This is a genomic window from Curtobacterium sp. 'Ferrero', assembly GCF_002412165.1.
Classification (GTDB): domain Bacteria; phylum Actinomycetota; class Actinomycetes; order Actinomycetales; family Microbacteriaceae; genus Curtobacterium.
Genome location: NZ_NXIA01000011.1, coordinates 82339 through 99776, shown reverse-complemented (window position 1 = coordinate 99776; position 17438 = coordinate 82339). Strand labels below are relative to the sequence as shown.

General features: G+C 72.4%; 14 protein-coding genes. 5 read left to right on the top strand and 9 right to left on the bottom strand.

The window, feature by feature from the left end:
• Positions 1–25 precede the first annotated feature (25 nt).
• The 4 genes from Csp2054_RS11135 to Csp2054_RS11120 all read left to right on the top strand — a co-directional run bounded on the left by Csp2054_RS11135 (position 26) and on the right by Csp2054_RS11120 (position 6382).
• A complete protein-coding gene (locus tag Csp2054_RS11135; protein ID WP_096899385.1) occupies positions 26–1531 on the top strand; it encodes a DUF3375 family protein in 1506 nt (501 codons plus the stop codon).
• Positions 1528–2286 (top strand): DUF4194 domain-containing protein, encoded by a 759-nt coding sequence (locus Csp2054_RS11130; RefSeq protein ID WP_096899384.1) that lies wholly within the window; start codon positions 1528–1530, stop codon positions 2284–2286. Before Csp2054_RS11135 ends, Csp2054_RS11130 begins: the two co-directional genes overlap by 4 nt.
• Positions 2283–5648 carry an ATP-binding protein gene (locus Csp2054_RS11125; RefSeq protein ID WP_096899383.1) on the top strand — a complete coding sequence of 1122 codons (3366 nt, stop codon included), beginning with the start codon at positions 2283–2285 and terminating at the stop codon, positions 5646–5648. The genes Csp2054_RS11130 and Csp2054_RS11125 overlap by 4 nt, the downstream gene beginning before the upstream one ends.
• Positions 5649–6094: 446 nt before the next feature.
• Complete coding sequence (locus tag Csp2054_RS11120; RefSeq protein ID WP_096899382.1) at positions 6095–6382, top strand: hypothetical protein; 288 nt, start codon at positions 6095–6097, stop codon at positions 6380–6382.
• Positions 6383–6571: 189 nt separating this feature from the next.
• On the opposite strand, the gene Csp2054_RS11115 is transcribed toward Csp2054_RS11120, so the two are convergent.
• The gene (locus Csp2054_RS11115) at positions 6572–8038 is read right to left on the bottom strand and encodes a peptide MFS transporter (RefSeq protein WP_096899381.1); all 1467 of its coding nucleotides are present in this window, start codon (positions 8036–8038) and stop codon (positions 6572–6574) included.
• 214 nt (positions 8039–8252) lie between these two features.
• On the opposite strand from Csp2054_RS11115, the gene Csp2054_RS11110 reads away from it, so the two are divergent.
• Positions 8253–10406, top strand: a complete 2154-nt coding sequence (locus Csp2054_RS11110; RefSeq protein ID WP_255252707.1) for an acyl-CoA dehydrogenase — start codon at positions 8253–8255, stop codon at positions 10404–10406.
• A gap of 125 nt (positions 10407–10531) precedes the next feature.
• Here Csp2054_RS11110 and csrA read toward each other — a convergent pair whose 3' ends face one another.
• From csrA to Csp2054_RS11070, 8 genes are read right to left on the bottom strand one after another with little or no spacing between them, the layout of a single operon-like run.
• Positions 10532–10798, bottom strand: a complete 267-nt coding sequence (gene csrA, locus Csp2054_RS11105; protein ID WP_096899380.1) for a carbon storage regulator CsrA — start codon at positions 10796–10798, stop codon at positions 10532–10534.
• Positions 10799–10802: 4 nt separating this feature from the next.
• Positions 10803–11729, bottom strand: coding sequence for a hypothetical protein (locus Csp2054_RS11100; protein ID WP_096899379.1), 927 nt, complete (start codon positions 11727–11729; stop codon positions 10803–10805).
• Positions 11704–13758, bottom strand: coding sequence for a flagellar biosynthesis protein FlhA (locus Csp2054_RS11095; RefSeq protein WP_096899378.1), 2055 nt, complete (start codon positions 13756–13758; stop codon positions 11704–11706). The genes Csp2054_RS11100 and Csp2054_RS11095 overlap by 26 nt, the downstream gene beginning before the upstream one ends.
• Entirely contained in the window at positions 13755–14960 is a 1206-nt protein-coding gene (locus Csp2054_RS11090) for a flagellar biosynthesis protein FlhB (protein ID WP_096899377.1), read from the bottom strand. Before Csp2054_RS11090 ends, Csp2054_RS11095 begins: the two co-directional genes overlap by 4 nt.
• A gap of 3 nt (positions 14961–14963) precedes the next feature.
• A complete protein-coding gene (locus tag Csp2054_RS11085; RefSeq protein WP_096899376.1) occupies positions 14964–15740 on the bottom strand; it encodes a flagellar biosynthetic protein FliR in 777 nt (258 codons plus the stop codon).
• Positions 15740–16015, bottom strand: a complete 276-nt coding sequence (gene fliQ / locus Csp2054_RS11080; RefSeq protein WP_096899375.1) for a flagellar biosynthesis protein FliQ — start codon at positions 16013–16015, stop codon at positions 15740–15742. The genes Csp2054_RS11085 and fliQ overlap by 1 nt, the downstream gene beginning before the upstream one ends.
• A complete protein-coding gene (gene fliP, locus Csp2054_RS11075) occupies positions 16015–16836 on the bottom strand; it encodes a flagellar type III secretion system pore protein FliP (RefSeq protein ID WP_096899374.1) in 822 nt (273 codons plus the stop codon). The genes fliQ and fliP overlap by 1 nt, the downstream gene beginning before the upstream one ends.
• Positions 16833–17438, bottom strand: a complete 606-nt coding sequence (locus Csp2054_RS11070) for a FliO/MopB family protein (RefSeq protein WP_096899373.1) — start codon at positions 17436–17438, stop codon at positions 16833–16835. Before Csp2054_RS11070 ends, fliP begins: the two co-directional genes overlap by 4 nt.

Below are 17438 nucleotides of genomic sequence, written 5' to 3'. Positions count from 1 at the left end.
CCACCAGACCAGTTCGTAGGGGCCCATGACCGACGTCGACCTCGAGTACGCCCGCGTCCGCGCGGTGCTCGACCGTCCGACGCTCCGGCTCGTCTCCCGTCCGACCAGCGCGGCCGTGGTGGCCGTGTTCCGGACCGTGTTCGACCGCGACGTGCAGTACGTCCCCGCCGACCGGATGCACCTGCAGGTCGAGGAGCACGTCGCCCGGCTGCAGGCGACCGGTGCCCGGGTCCCGGCGAGCGACCAGGGCGAGGCCGACGACGTCCGCCCGAACGGCCGGGCGCTCTGCCGCGAGTGGGTGGCCGCCCAGTGGCTCGTCCGCTCCAACTCCCCCGACGGCGACGAGCAGTACTCCCTGACGAGCCACGCGCTCGAGGCGCTCAGCCTCGTCGACGCCCTGAGCGCCGACCGGGCCCTGATCAGTGAGAGCCGACTCGCCATGATCGTGGACGCCGTGCACCGGTGGGCGGCCCGCGCCGAGCCCGACCCGGACGTCCAGATCCGCCGGCTGGACGCCCAGATCGCCGAACTGCAGGCCGAGCGCGACCGCTTGGCCGCCGGCGACGGGGTCGAGACGGTCGACGACGACCGTATGCGCGACGGGTACACGAACATCTCGGACCTCATCCGGCAGCTCCCGAGCGACTTCAAGCGCGTCGAGGAGGCCGTCGCGACGATGCACCGGTCGATCGTCGAGGACTTCCGGAACGAGGTCCGTCCCATCGGCGAGATCCTCGACGACTACCTGGCCCGCACCGACAACCTCATGCAGTCCACGCCGGAGGGCCGGGCGTTCGAGGGCGCGTTCGAGCTCCTCCGCGACGACGCCCTTCTGCTGCGGCTCCGCGACGACATCGCCACGATCCTGGCGCACCCGTTCGCCGCCACGCTCGAACCGGGCGAACGCCGTGCCTTCCGGAACACGGTGGGCATCCTGCGGCAGGGCATCGAGGACGTCCTGGCGCGTCGACGACAGCTCACGGCGACGCTGCGCGACCAGATCGTCGCGCACGACGTCGTCCGCGACCGCGAGCTCGACGCCGTCCTCCGCTCGGTCAACCGCGGGCTCGCGGCCTGGGTCGCCGTCGGGTCGGCGCGCGACCGGGTGCCGCTCGGCCTCCTGCCGGACGCCGCCGAGGTCGAGACCCTCCGCGAACGGTTCTACGACCCGGACAACGAGTCCGTGCCACCGCCGATCGAGGAGCCCGACGACGACGTCTTCGACGACCTCGACGTCGAGACGCTCCGGCGCCACGGCGGTCCGCTGCTCACCGAACTCCGCGCGGCCCTGCGCTCCGCCGGGAGCGGCTCGAGCGACACGGCCTTCCACGGACTCCCGCCGGAGCAGCGGCGACCGGTCGAGCTGTTCGGGCTCGCGCACCTGCTCACCGGTCGCCCGGACTTCGAGGAGGCGCGCCACGTCGTGGCGCACCGCACCGTCCGACCCGACGGCGAGCCCGTCACCTTCCAGATGCCGACGGCCGCCCTGACGGCCGACGACGACCACACAGACGCCCAGGAGGCACGGTGAGCGACACGACGCCGGCACCGGTCGACGAGACGGAACCGTTCGACGACCGCGACGCCGTCCAGTACGACGACGACGAGCGCGAGGCGTCGAGCTTCGCCCTCTTCGAGGGCGACGAGGGACGGCTCGACGAGCCGCAGCGGCGGGCGCTCGTCGCGCTGCTCCGCCACACCTACGTGAGCGCGAGGACCCACGCCGACGAGTGGCGCGCCGTCGTCGACGGCGAGGCCCAGCTGCGGTCCCGGCTGAACGACCTGTTCCTCGAACTGCACGTCGACCGTGACCGCGAGGTCGCCTGGAAGCGACAGGCGCGTTCGGAGAGCCAGCGCCGGGCGTTCCCGACGCTGCTCCGCGACGTCCCGTACACGCGCGAGGAGACCATCGTCCTCGTCTACCTGCGGATGCGACTGCGTGCGGACACACGTCCGGGGCCGGACCAGGTGGTCGTGGACCGCTCCGAGATCCTCGGGCACGTCGCGGGCTTCCTGCCGGCGACGTCCACCGACCGGACCCGCGACGAGGCCCGCGTGGCGAGCGCCGTCGAGCGCCTCGTCCGTGCCCGCATCCTCCTCCGCACCACGGACCCGGACCGCTTCCGCATCGCCAGCGTCGTCGAGGTGCTGCTCCCCCTCGAGCGGCTCCTCGAACTCGACACCTGGCTCCGCACCGCGACCACCGGACCGGGCGAGGCGACCGACGGAGCCGAGCCGGGCCTCCAGTCCGACGACACCGACGACGAAGGCGAGCCGGCCGCATGACCGACACCGCGACCGACGCCTTCGGGCTGCAGGCCCTGTTCGAGCCCGTCGCGCAGTGGCGGGCCGAGTCGATGCAGGTCGTCAACTGGGGCGGGTTCCACGGCCACCGTCAGGTGGAGCTGTCCGGCACCGCGACGCTCATCTCGGGCGCCTCGGGGACCGGCAAGTCGACGCTCATGGACGCCTACCTGGCCGTCATGATGCCCTCCGACGTCCCGTTCAACGGCGCGTCGAACGACGCGACGACCGGCCGTGCGCGGAGCGCCGACCAGCGCAACCTGCTGACGTACCTGCGCGGCAAGGTCGACACGACGCGCGACCGGGAGACGGGCGCGCTGCGCGACGTCAACCTGCGCGGGGACGACCAGACGACGTGGGGCGCCGTCGCGGTCACCTTCCGGAACGACGACGAGCGGCGCTTCACCGTGCTGCGCGCCTACATCGTGCCGAAGCGCGCCCGTGGCGTCGGCGACATCCAGATGACGATGGCGACGGTCGACGACGCCTTCGACCTGCGCCGGCTCGAGGAGTTCGTGCCGTCCCGGTTCCACCACCTCGAGCTGACCGGCCGCGTGCCCGGCCTGGTGATCCGCGACACCTACCAGGAGCTCGCCTACACGCTGCAGACACGCCTCGGGATCGGCGACTCCGGCGGCGGCAACCGCGCGATGCGCCTGCTCGCCCGGATCCAGGCCGGACAGCACCTGCCGACCGTCGACGCCCTGTACAAGTCGCTCGTGCTCGAGACCCCGGGCACGTACGAGGCGGCCGACCGCGCCCTCGCGCACTTCTCCGCACTCGACGAGGCGTACGAGGCGATGGACACCGAGGAGCGCAAGGTCCGCATCCTCTCGCCGATCGTCGAGCTGCACGAGGAGATCGCCCGGTCCACGGCCGCCGCCGCCGCGCTCGACGGCATCGCCCCGGGCTCCGAGGTCTCGCCGTTCGCGCACTGGACCGCCTCCCGCAAGCGTGCGCTGCTCGATGACGAGGTCGCGCGCAACACCCGGGAGCGCACCGCGTCGCGCGCCGAGGTCGCGGCGGCCGAGGCACGGCACGCCGCCGTCGAGATCGAGCTCCGGGACGCCGAGGCCCGACTCCGCGACCAGGGCGGGAACGCGCTCGCGCAGCTCGAGGACCGCATCGACCGACGCACGCGCGAGCGCGACGCGGTCGTCCGGACCCGCACGACGTTCGACGAGCGCACCGCCGTCCTCGGCGTCCCGGTCGCGTCCGAGGCCGACTTCACGGCCGCGCAGCGCACCGCGCACGAGTTCCTCGGCACCTACGACGACCAGCGCCGGGCGCTCGACGAACGCCGGGACGCCCTGACGCGCGAGGAGTACCCGCTCCTCGACCGGGAGCGCACCCTGCGGCAGGAGCGGCAGTCGCTCGAGCACCGGCAGGGCGCCATGCCGCTGCCCATGCACGAGGCCCGGCTGGCGATGGCCCGGGCGGCGGGCATCGACCCGTCGGAGCTGCCGTTCGTCGCCGAGCTGCTCGACGTGCTCCCCGGTGAGGAGCGGTGGCGGACCGCGATCGAGTCCGTGCTCGCCCCGGTCGCGCGGACGCTGCTCGTCGACCAGGACCGGCTCGACACCTTCAGCGCCGCGATCGACGCGCTGCGCCTGCCCGTGCGGGTGCAGTTCGAGGGCGTCCCGACGGGCCCGCACATCGACCTCGACGGCGACCCGGCGATGGTGTCCGGCAAGCTCGCCATCAAGCCGTCGCCGTTCAGCACCTGGGTGCGCGAGCGCATCGAGTCCGACCGCACCGACGCCCGCTGTGTGACCGACGCGGCGGACCTCGGCGGTGGCGGTCGCCGGGTGACCCTGTCCGGCCAGCTCCGTGACGGCCGCCGCGGTGCGCACGGCGACCGCCGTCAGGCGAACGTCATCGGCTTCACGAACGAGGCGCGCGTCGCGGCGGTCGAGGCCGAGCTGACGTCGATCGCCGAGGACCTCACGACGCTCGAGGCCCGACGCACCGACATCGCGCAGGACATCGCCGCCCTCGACACGCTGCGGTCCGCACACCAGCACGTCGTCGACGCGGCCTGGGCGGGCATCGACGTCGCGGGGATCGACACTGCGCTCGCGCAGCTCGACGACGAACGCCAGGCGCTGCTCGCGGCCGACGACGGACTCCGAACGCTCCGGGCGACCGTCGCGCGACTCCGGGCGGCACTCGATGAAGCCTCCGACCGGCGGTCCGCGGCCCGCTTGTCGGTCGCGCGGCTCGAGGAGCGCCACGGCGTCCTCGTCGACGGTCAGGACGCGGCCGCCGAGATCCTCGCGCGCTTCGACGACGCCCCGGACTCGCTCCCGGACGACGAACAGTCGCGGCTGCTGTCCGAGACGTTCGAGGAGGTCGGTGCCCCCGACGGCATCGACGGCTTCGACGACGCCACCCGACGGCTCCGACGACGTCTCGACGAGCGACTCTCGCAGGCGCTCGACGGCGCGGCGTCGGCCTCGAACGCCCTGACGCTGACGTTCCAGCGGTACCAAGACGCCTGGCCGGACCCGAACCTCGGCACCGGCGTCGCCTCGTACCCGGACTACCATGCGATCCTCGAGCAGATCCTCGCCACCGGGCTCCACGCCCGCCGGACCGAGTGGCGCCGACGGCTGTCACAGTGGAGCGGCGAGGACCTCGTGCCGCTCGCGGGTGCGTTCGACCGTGCCGTCGTCGAGATCGAGGAGCGGCTCGAACCGGTCAACGAGATCCTCCGCGAGCTGCCGTTCGGCGCGAACCGGGACCGGCTGAAGATCGTCATCCGCCGGGTCACGCGCGAGGAGGTCGCGTCGTTCCGGAAGGAGCTGCGCGCCCTCTCCGCGTCGGTCGACACCGAGCTCACCGACGACGTCCTCGAGACCCGGTTCCGTCGACTGCGGCGCTTCATGGCGGTCATCCGTCCGGAGCCGTCGTCGCCGCGGGGCCGAACCACCGCACGTGACGCCGTGCTCGACGTCCGGCGACACATGGAGATCACCGCGGTCCGGTACGACGTCGACGGGAACGACCTCGGCGTGTACTCGTCGCTCGGCGACAAGTCCGGCGGCGAGACGCAGGAGCTCGTGGCCTTCATCGTCGGTGCCGCCCTCCGCTACCAGCTCGGCGACGAGACCCGGCCCCGGCCGCGGTTCGCCCCGGTGTTCCTCGACGAGGCGTTCATCAAGGCCGACTCGGAGTTCGCCGGGCGGGCCGTGACGGCGTGGCTCCGGCTCGGGTTCCAGCTCGTGGTGAGTGCGCCGCTCGACAAGGTCACGGCGCTCGAGCCGTCGATGGAGCGCCTGCTCTCGATGCGGAAGCACCCGGAGACGGGCCACTCGTCGATCACCGAGATCGTCCGGGTGTAGCGCGCGCCCGGCCGGCCCTGCCCGAGGTTCCGAAGTTCCGGCATCTCGGGCCGCGGGAGGCCTGCCCGTGGAACCTCGGCGACCCGCGCACGGCGAGTCGTGGAACCTGCGTGCGGTGCGTGGCGCGTTGGTCGCGCGAACGGTCGGCTGGGCGCGCGGGCAGCGACACGTTCTGCGACCACCCCGGCATGCGCACGGCACGTCGTGCGACCAACCCGCGGCCGCCGCGGGCGGGAGGCACGGTGCCCGTCCGGCACGCGCCTCCTGTCCGGTGCGGGGATCGTTGGTCGCGCAAACGGTCGGCTGGGCGCGCGGGGAGCGACACGTTCTGCGACCACCCCGGCACGCGCGCGGCACGTCGTGCGACCTACCCGCGGCCGCCGCGGACGCGCGGCACGAACGCCCGCCCCTGCGGGTCCACCGCCCCACCGCGGTACGGTTGCCCCGTGTTCGGACGCCGCTCCCCCACCCCCCGCCCCGACGACCGCCCGGGTCTGGGCATCGGCGCCCTCGTGCAGGTGGTCGACACCGACCGCGGCGGCGAACGGTGGGCGGACGAGCCGCTCGGCGTGATCGTGGCCCCGGGCGGCAACCAGCTCGGCGGTTCCCAGCGCACGTGGACGGTCGCGTTCGCGGAGCCCGCGTACACGACGGACGGCCGCGGCCCCTTCGAGCGCGCGACCGTCCTGAGTCGTCAGCTGGTGCCGGTCGAGCCGGCCACGGACGAGGCCTAGTACTCCTCGGAACCGCTCTTCATCATGGCGGCGACCGCCATGCACAGACCGATGCCGCCGAGGACGCAGACACCGATGATGACGCCGGCGATGAGTTCGAGCATGACGGGTGACTCCTTGGTTGCAGGGCCGGGAAGGCTCGTCCAGGCTACCGGATCGTGGTGGCCGGGGCGCTGAGGCGGTGCCGGGTCAGCGGATCCCGCGCATGAGCCGGAGCACGGGCTTCGCGAAGACGAGGAGCAGGACGCCGACCACGACCGCGACCAGGCCGAGGACGGCGAAGTACGGGGCCTCGTTCGCGGGGTCGTAGTACTTGGACAGCACGCCCGTGGCCGCCGTGCCGAGCGAGACCGACAGGAAGAACAGCGCGACCATCTGGGTCTGGAACCGCGGCGGTGCGAGCTTCGTCGCCACCGACAGTCCGACCGGCGACAGGAGCAGCTCCGCGACGGTGAAGACGAGCAGGATCGCGACCAGCACGAGGAGCGGCGTCCCGTTCCGACCGGTGCCGACGAACGGCAGGAACAGCAGGAACGCGATGCCCATGATGCCGGTGCCGAGCGCGAACTTCGTGGGGGTCGAGGGCTGCCGCGACCCGAGCCGGGTCCAGATCGCCGCGAAGACGCCGGACAGCACGATGATGAAGATCGGGTTGATGGACTGCACCCACGACACCGGCATCTCCCAGCCGAACAGCGACCGGTCGAGGCGCTGGTCGGAGTAGACGGTCACGACGGTGAACTGCTGCTGGTACAGCGACCAGAACACCGCACTCGCGATGAAGAGCGGGATGAAGGCGACCACCCGCGAGCGTTCGTCGGCGGTGATGCCGCTCGTCAGGATGACGATGAAGTAGCCGATGGTGGCGATGATGACGATCGCGACGACCACCGTCGGCAGGTTCGTGGCGGTGAGGAGCCCGGTCAGCACCGCGACGACGATGACGACGACGCCGAGGGCGGTGAGCCCGCCGATGAGCGGGAGCCGGCGCCGTTCGACCGGGTCCGACACCTGGCGCACGACGTCCGGCAGGTGCTTCCGACGGATGCTGTACTGCACCAGTCCCGCGGCCATGCCCACCGCGGCGAGACCGAACCCGAAGTGGAAGCCGAGCGTGCTCTGCAGGAGCCCGGTGAGGAGCGGACCGAAGAACGCGCCGAGGTTGACCCCGAGGTAGTACAGCGAGAACCCGGCGTCCCGGCGTGGGTCGTCGGCGCTGTACAGGCCGCCGACGACCGTGGTCGCCGTCGCCTTGAGCCCGCCGGAGCCGAGCGCGATGAGCACGAGCCCGACGCCGACGCCGGCGACACCGGGGATGAGCGCGAGCGCGATGTGCCCGGCCATGACGACGATCGCGCTGCCGAACAGGGTCCTGTCGGCGCCGAACAGCCGGTCGGCGATCCACGCTCCGACGATGGTGAAGAGGTACACCGCTCCGCCGTAGGCCCCCATGATGCCGGCGGCGATGCCCTCGTCGATGCCGAGCCCGCCCCGCGTGACGGAGTAGTACATGTAGATGAGGACGATGCCCTGCATCCCGTAGAAGGAGAACCGCTCCCACAGTTCGACCGCGAACGGTGTGGACAGCTCGAACGGCTGGCCGAAGAAGGTGCGCTCGGACCGCGGCGTCCGTTCCGGTTCGGTGGTGCGTGACATACCCGCCAGTCTGCCCGCGGGCACGCGTCCAGGCACAATCGTCGATGGGTGCTCACAAATTGCGCTGGACCGGTCTTGGAGGGTTCCCACCACCGGGCTGGCCCGCCGGAGCGCCCTCGTTGTGCACCGGCACGGCGTTCACGAGACCGGCAGGTGCGGTGCCTACCGTGGGTTCTGCAACACCGGACACCGCAGTTCAGGAGGACTGACCACCATGGTGGACACCGCAAGCACCAGCACCCCGAACACCGGCACCCCGAGCACGGGCACCCCGAGCACGGGCGTCACGAGCACCGGCACCACGACCGGCGCCCCGAAGGCCGACGCCGCCGGCGACACCGCGGCCGGCACCCCGGTGGGCGGGACCGCGACCGACGTCCGGATCGACGTCGACCTGGTCGCCGAGCTCCTCCTCGGCCGTTGGGCGGAGGACCGCCGGATCTCCCGTCGCCTGGCACTGGACCCCGCGATGCACAAGATCGAGGGAATGCCGTACGCCGATGCCCGAGCCCGGACCCTCGACCAGCTGCGCATCCTCGTCGACGCCGGCGCCATCCAGCGCCCGTACCCGACCGAGTTCGGCGGCCAGGACAACCACGGCGGCAACCTCGCGGCGTTCGAGGAGCTCACCACCGCCGACCCGTCCATGCAGATCAAGGCCGGCGTCCAGTGGGGGCTGTTCGGCTCGGCGGTGCACCACCTCGGCACCGAGCGGAACCACCGCGAGTTCCTGCCCGGCATCGTCTCGTTCGAGGTCCCGGGCTGCTTCGCGATGACCGAGACCGGACACGGCTCGGACGTCCAGAGCATCGCCACGCGGGCGACGTACGACCCGGAGACGCAGGAGTTCGAGATCCACACGCCGTTCCGCGGGGCGTGGAAGGACTACATCGGCAACGCCGCCCTGCACGGCCGAGCCGCGGTGGTGTTCGCGAAGCTCGTCACGCAGGGCGTCGACCACGGCGTGCACGCGTTCTACGTGCCGCTGCGGGACGCCGACGGCGTGTTCCTGCCCGGCGTCGGCGGCGAGGACGACGGCTACAAGGGCGGCCTGAACGGCATCGACAACGGCCGGCTGCACTTCGACCACGTCCGAATCCCGCGCACCAACCTGCTCAACCGCTACGGCGACGTCGCAGAGGACGGCACGTACTCCTCCCCCATCGCCTCGCCCGGCCGACGCTTCTTCACGATGCTCGGCACGCTCGTCCAGGGCCGCGTGTCGCTCGACGGTGCCGCGGTGGTCGCGCAGAAGGTCGGGCTGCAGATCGCCCTCACCTACGCCATGCAGCGTCGGCAGTTCCCGACCGGTGACGGTTCGGAGGGCGTGCTCCTGGACTACGGTCGGCACCAGCGCCGACTCATCCCGCGCCTGGCGACGGTCTTCGCGCAGTCGTTCGCCCACGAGAAGCTCGTCCGCACGTTCGACGACGTCTTCAGCGGCCGCGAGGACACCCCGGAACGCCGCGAGGTCCTCGAGACCCAGGCCGCGGCGTTCAAGTCGATGTCGACGTGGTCGGCGCTCGACACCCTGCAGGAGTGCCGTGAGGCCTGCGGCGGCGCGGGCTTCCTCGCCGAGAACCGTCTGACCGGGCTCCGTGCCGACCTCGACGTCTACGTCACGTTCGAGGGCGACAACACCGTTCTGCTCCAGCTCGTCGGCAAGCGCCTGCTCACCGAGTTCCGGGCCAAGGCCCCGAAGGACGCCGCGTCGACGGCGAAGTTCGTGGCCGCGGCCGCCGCGTCGAAGCTGGCGGATGCGTCCGGTCTGCGCCGGCTCGGCCAGACCGTCGCCGACCGCGGCTCGCTCGCCGCCAGCGTCACCGACCTGCAGGACCCGCGGACGCAGCGCGAACTGCTGCAGGGTCGGGTCGACACGATGGTCGCGCAGATCGGCATGCGGCTGGCGTCCGCGGGCAAGGACCGCGCCCGTCAGGCGCTCCTGCTCAACCGCTCGCAGCACGAGCTCATCGAGGCGTCGAAGGCGCACGCCGAGCTCATGCAGTGGGACGCGTTCACCGAGGCGCTCGACGCGGTCCCGGACGGGGACACCAAGCGCGTGCTCGTGTGGCTCCGCGACCTGTTCGCGCTCGGGCTCCTCGAGCAGCACCTCGAGTGGTACCTGATGAACGGTCGGCTGACGGCCCAGCGTGCCCGGGCCGTGTCGGCGTACATCGACCGGCTCATCGCGCGGGTCCGTCCGGTCGTCCCGCAGCTGCTCGACACCTTCGGCTACGAGCCCGGGCACGTCCGCGCCCCGATCGCCCTCGGCGCCGAACAGGCGCGGCAGGACGAGGCGCGTGCCTGGTTCGCCGCCGAGGCCGCCGCCGGTCGACTCCCGGAGCAGGAGAAGAAGCCCCGCCCGTAGCGGTCCGGGCAGATCGCGCCCCGCTGCGCACGGCACACCCTGGAGGAACGGGGTGCGTCGTCCGCACCGGGGCGCGATCGCGTCTGGTCGCCTGATGCGCGCCGGCCCGGCGCCCGGAGCGCGGGCTACGCCTGGTCGGTGCCGCCGAGCTCGCCGAGCGCCCGGCGCAACCGCGCCTCCGCGTCGTCGGCCGACCCCGCACCGGCTGCGGCCGCGGCGGCCTCGGCGTTCGCCTCGGTGACGGCGCGCACGACCTCTTCCCGCTGGATCTTCACGCCGCGCGGCGCGTCGATCCCGATCCGGACCCCGTCGCCGCGGGCGTCGAGCACCGTGATGACGACGTCGTCACCGACGAGGATCCGTTCGCCGACCTTCCGCGTGAGTACCAGCACCCCGTCAGCCTAGCGACAGGACGGGCAGTCCCAGCAGGTGCACCGACTCCGGCGTGGCGGTCTCCGCGGTCCCGATCGCGACCACTCCGGCCACGGGGACCCGGCGGGCGACGGCCGCCAGCATCGCCGCCGCGTCCTCGGGCTTGCGTCCGGCGTCCACGACGAGCCACACCTGGTCGGCGCCGAGCGCGTCGATGGTGGTCGAGTCGTCCCACGCCGCCACGGCGAGGACGGTCGCGCCGTCCCGCACGCCGTCGGCCCGCGCGAGGATCGCCGCGCGCCGGTCCGCCGCGGCCGTCGGCCGCAGCGCGTGCCGGGTGGCGAAGACCCCGGCAGCGGCGTCGACGTCGGCGGCCCGTCCGACGAGCAGCACGAGGTCACCGTCGGCCGACCGCACCGGCGGGACCGGCAGCGGCCCTGCCGCCACCGCGCGCACGCCGGGGGCGGGAGCCTCCCCCGCGACCCGCGCCGCGCCTCCCGTCCGGCCGTCCGAGCCGTCCTGCGGACGCGGGTCGGTCTGGAGGCGCGGGTCGGCCTGGTCGGGAGCGGGGCGTCGTGCCGTCGGTCGCGGCGCGATGCCGTCGGCGACGAAGCCGTCGAGGACGGACGCGAACGCGTCCGCGCGTGCCGCGCCGGTGCCGTCGGCGGCGGCGATCCGCGCCTCGGTGGCGTCCGCCTCGGCGAGGAGCGCCGCGATGCCGGCACGCTGCACGGGCCCGTCCGCGATCGCGACGACCGCGGCGGGCGGCTCGTCGGCGGCGGGGACCTCGACGGTCGCCTCGACGTGGGCGCGGCGGAAGAACCCGGCGATGCCCGGGGTGGTCACGCGTTCGGCGGCGACGATCCGCGCCGCGGGTCCGAACTCCTCCCGGACGGCGGCGCGGACGTCCTCGAGGGACGCACCCTCACGCTGCAACCGCGTCGGTGACACGGACCACCCCCACGGTCTCGATGGTGGAGCCCGCGGCGGTCGCCTCCTGGTAGGACAGCACCGGGAGCCCGTTCGACTGCGCGGCGACCATGCGGTGCACGGCGGGACGCAGTTGCGGGGCGCAGACGAGCACGGCCGAGAGTCCCTGGTCCTCGACCGACCGGACGGCGTCCCGCACCGAGCCGAGGACCTGTTCGATCCGGTGCGCGTCGAGGACGATCTGGCTGCCCTGCTCGGACGGGCGGAGCCCCTCGAGCATCGACTGCTCGAGCAGCGGGTCGATCATGATCACGCGGAGCACCCCGCCGTCGAGGTACCGTGCGGCCAGGGCGGGGCCGAGCGCGGCGCGGGCGGACTCGACGAGCCCCTCGGGGTCGGTGGACACCTTCGCGCGCAGTGTCAGGGCCTCGCAGATCCGGCCGAGGTCGTTGATCGGCACGCGTTCGGCGAGCAGCCCCTGCAGCACCCGCTGGAGCTCGGCCATCGAGAGCATCCCGGGGACGAGCTCGTCGACCGCCGCGGGGTTGACCTGCTTGACGCCCTCGGTGAGCACCTTGACGTCCTCGCGGGTGAGCAGCCGGGCGGCGTTGTCGCCGATGACGGCCTGCAGGTGCGTGACGAGCACGGACACCCGGTCGATCACGGTCGCGCCCGTCATCTCGGCGGCGTGCCGGAGCTCGGCGGGCACCCACTTGCCGGCGAGCCCGAACACCGGCTCCACCGTGGTCGCTCCGGGCAGGCCGTCGAGCTGTTCGCCGAGCGCCAGCACGCTCCGCGCCGGTGCGGTGCCGCGGCCGGCCTCGACACCGGCGATCCGGATCGCGTAGGTCGACGGCGGCAGGTCGATGCTGTCGCGGGTGCGGACGGGCGGCACGACGATGCCCATGTCGACGGCGATCTTGCGCCGGAGTGCCCGGACCCGGCCGAGCAGGTCGTCGGAGGCGCCGGAGACCATGTCGACGAGGTCGGGCGCGAGGAGGATCTCGAGGGCGTGCACGCGCATCTGCTCGATGAGGTCCTCCGGGGTGTCCGCGGACGGTGCGGTGGCCTCGAGTGCCTGCTGCTGCGCCGCTGCCGCCGCCTCGCGCTTCGCGTTCTGCCCGAGTCGCCACCCGGTGAACAGGAGCACGCCGCCGACGATGAGGAACGCCAGGATCGGCATGCCCGGGATGAACCCCATCGCGATCGCCGCGACACCGGCGATGGTGAGCGCGTTCCGGGACTGCGACAGCTGTGCCGCGGCGCTGGCGCCCATCTCCGACTCGGCGCCGGACCGGGTGACGATCATGCCCGTGGACACCGCCATGAGGAGCGCCGGGATCTGCGTCACGAGGCCGTCGCCGATGGTGAGGATGCCGTACTTGCCGAGGGCGTCGGTGATCGAGAGGCCGTTCTGGGCCATCCCGATCGCGATCCCGCCGATGAGGTTGATGACGATGATGAGGATGCCGGCGATGGCGTCGCCCTTGACGAACTTCGACGCACCGTCCATCGCGCCGTAGAAGTCTGCCTCGGCGGAGACCGCCGCGCGGCGTTCCTTCGCCTCGACGTCGGTGATCAGTCCGGCGTTGAGGTCCGCGTCGATCGCCATCTGCTTGCCGGGCATCGCGTCGAGCGTGAAGCGGGCCCCGACCTCGGCGACGCGCTCGGCGCCCTTCGTGACGACGACGAACTGGATCACCACGAGGATGAGGAAGATCACGGCGCCGATGATGACCGAGCCGGACACGGCGACGTGGCCGAACGCCTGGATGACGTCGCCGGCGAACCCCTGGCCGAGCACGAGCCGGGTCGACGCGACGTTGAGGCCGAGTCGGAAGAGCGTCGCGACGAGGAGCAGCGACGGGAACACCGAGAAGTCGAGCGGCTTCTTCACGAACAGCGTCGTGAGGAGGATCACGAGCGCCAGCAGGATGTTGCAGATGATGAGCACGTCGAGCAGGAACGACGGCACCGGCAGGATCAGCAGCAGGATGATGCCGACGATGAAGACCGGGACGGCGAGCTTCGGCAGGTCCTTGCGGTTCATGCGGGGACTCCTTCGGTGGGAGCGCCGGGACGCGGTGCGTCGCCGCGCGGCGTGCGGAGCTTGCGGGGGCGGGCGTCGCCGGTGAGCGTCGTCGGGTCGAGGACGGTCGCGACCTCGTCCGCCGTGGTCGGTCGAGGCGCCGAGTGGGTGCCGGCGGCCGCGCCACGGGCGGTGAGCTGCATGACGAACGACAGCACGCGGGCGACCGGGGTGTAGAGCGCGACCGGGATCTCCTGCCCGAGCTCGCACGCGGCGTGCAGCGCCCGGGTGAGCGGCACGTCCTGGACGATCGGGACCTTCGACTCGAGCGCCTTGTCGCGGATCGCCTCGGCGACGGGTCCGGCGCCCTTCGCCACGACGCGCGGCGCGGACTTGCCGGGTTCGTAGGCGATCGCCACGGCGTAGTGCGTCGGGTTCGTCATGACGACGTCGGCGGTGCCGATCGCGGAGATCATCCGGTTGCGGCTCATCGCCATCTGCCGGGACCGCCGCTGCGACCGCACCAGCGGGTCGCCGTCGGACTGCTTGTTCTCGTCCTTGACCTCGCGCTTGGTCATCATCGTGCGCTTCCGGTTCCGACGAACGACCACGAAGACGTCGACGGCGGCGAGCAGCAGCCCGGCGGCGATCGCGGCGCGCAGCAGTGTGCCGGCTCCGTCGGACGCGGCGGCGAGCACCGAGGTCAGGGGCAGCGATCCGCTCGTCATGAGCACGGGCACGAGTCCCTGCACGGCGAACCAGAGCACGAGGCCGACGACGGCGGTCTTCAGCAGCGCCTTCACCCCGTTCCAGAGCGCCTGCACGCCGAACACCCGCTTGAGTCCCTGCACGGGGTCGAAGTGGGACGCCTCGGGGGTGAGGCGTCGGAAGTGCACGCCGCCCTGCGCGACGGCTGCGGCGAGGACGGCGACGGCGGTGACGCCGAGCATCGGTCCGATGATCGTGCCGACGGACCCCATCGCGTCGGCGAACACCCGGTTCATCGTGCCGATGGTCGGGTCGGCGATGACGGTCTGCACGGCCGCCAGTTGGGACTTGCCCGCCGCCGCGGCGTTCCCGACCGCCGCCGGGATCATGAGCGCCGCCGCCGCGATGCCGACCCACGCCCCGAGGTCCTGCGAACGGCCGAGCTGCCCCTTGCGGTGCACCTCGCGCATCCGCTTCTCGGTGGCCCGTTCACTGCGTTCCCCGCTGTCGGACATGGGTCACCCCCTGCCCGTGATGGCCTGGAGGGCGTCGCCCGTCAGGGAGGACACGACGGCGGGCAGGGCCATGAACAGCGCTCCCGCGAACAGGACGGTCAGGCCGATCTTGATCGGGAACCCCATCTGGAACGCGTTGAGCGCCGGGGCCACGCGGGTGAGCAACCCGAGCCCGACGTCGGCGAGGAAGAGCACGACGACGAGCGGCCCGGCGATCTGCAGCGTCGACAGGAACATCTGGGAGAGCGCGTGCACGATGACGCCGGCGAGGCCGCCGAGGGCGAACGTGCCGGGCGACCCGTCTGCGGACACGAGCGGCACCGCGTCGAACGACCGGACGAGCCCGGCGACGATGAGCTGGTAGCCGCCGGAGGCGAAGAGCAGTGCGAGGGCCGCCATCTGGAACAGCCGGGTGAACTGGGCGCCCTGCACCTGGGACTGCGGGTCGAACGCGGCGGCGAGTGTGAACCCGCCGAACAGGTCGACGACGGCGCCCGCCGACTGCACCGCGGCGAACACCAGGTACACGAGGAACCCGAGGGCGAGACCGACGACGAGCTGCGTGACGAGGGCCACGACGAACGTGCCGGTGTCGAGCGGTGCGTACCCGACGGCGACCCGCGGCGCGACCCCGATCGCCAGCCCGATGCCGAGCACGACCTTCACGGTGGCGGGGAACGCCCGGTACGAGAACGGCGGCGCGATGACGAAGAACGCGACGAGGCGCACGCCCGCGAGCATGGTCCCCTCGAGGCGTGCGAAGTCGATCGCGAGCTCCATCAGGCGGTCCCGAGCAGCTTCGGGATCATGTCGAACGCCGCGTGCGTGAAGCCGATCATCTCCGAGATCATCCAGTTGCCGCAGATGACCAGGGCGATCGCGACCGCCAGCGCCTTCGGCACGAACGACAGCGTCACCTCCTGGATCTGGGTGACGGACTGGAACAGCGAGATGGCGAACCCGACGACGAGGGAGGTCACGAGGACCGGCGCGGCGAGCTTCCCGGCGACGAGGAGCGCCTGGAGCGTGAGGTCGATGACGGCTTGCTGGTCCATCAGTGCACCACCTGGTACGACTCGATCAACGACTTGATGATGAGACCCCACCCGTCGACGAGGACGAACAGCAGGATCTTGAACGGCAGCGAGATCATCACCGGCGGGAGCATCATCATGCCCATCGACATGAGCGCCGCGGAGACGACGAGGTCGATGACGAGGAACGGGATGAAGATGACGAACCCGATGATGAACGCGCTGCGCAGCTCGGAGATGATGAACGCCGGGATGACGGTCGTCATCGGCACGTCGGACAGGTCCTTCGGGTTCGCCTGACCGGCCGCGCGGGTGATGAGCGCCACGTCCTCCTCACGCGTCTGGTGGAGCATGAACGTCCGCAGCGGCTTCGTTCCGACGTCGACTGCCTGCGTGAAGTCGAGGTGCCCCGCCAGGTACGGCTGGAGCGCGTCGTCGTTGATGTGTCCGATGACCGGCGCCATCACGAACAGCGACAGGAACAGCGCGAGCCCGGCGAGCACCTGGTTCGGCGGGATCGACTGGAGCGCGAGGGCGTTCCGGGTCATCGCGAGGACCACGAAGATCTTCGTGAACGACGTCATCATGAGCATGAGCGCCGGCGCCACGCTGAGCAGCGTGATGCCGATCAGGGTGACGACCGCCGACGAGGGCGTGCCGTCCGGCCCGTTCACGCTGACACTGAAGTCACCCGTCGCGGGTGCGGTCGGCGTCGTCGGTGCCGTCGGCTGGACGACCCCGGCGGCGTGCGCCCCGGTCGCGGTGAGCAGGAGGAACCCGGCGACGACCGACAGGCCGAGCAGGACGAGGGCGACGACCCGGCCGGTCCGGAGCGCGGTCACCCGGCTCGCCGGTTCTTCAGCGCCGCGGCCGCCTGGCGCCAGGTGTCGGCCGACAGGATCGAGCCCTGCAGCTGGGCCGCGGTCGGGACGACGGTCCGCTGTGCGCGCCGGTTGCGCGGCCGCAGCGGCAGGTCGGAAGGGGCCCCCGGAGCCGGTTCCGGGTCACCGCGCCAGCGGGGATCCGGCCGTGCCGACGGGGAGAGGCTCGTCCCGGCTGCGGTCTGCTGGTCCAGTTCCCGACGGAACGCGTCCGCCGACGGGGTCGGTGCGGTGTCCGGTCGAGCGGGTTCCGTCCTGGCGGGCAGGACGACGGGTGCCGTCACGACGCTCAGCTCCGGTGCCGGGGTGGCCCCGCTGGTGAGGAGCGAGACGCCGTGCTCGGTGACGCCGAGCACGAGCCGCTCCCCCTCGACGTCCACCACGACGACGCTCGCCTTACCGCCGATGCCCTGCCGGCCGACGACCTCGACCGAGGCGGCCCGGCGGCCGTGCGCCCCACCGCCGCCGAGGCGCTTGCGGCTGACGCGGTGCAGCACCCACATGAGGGCGAGCACGACGCCGAGCGAGAGCGCGACGCGGAGGACGATGACGGCGGTGTCCAC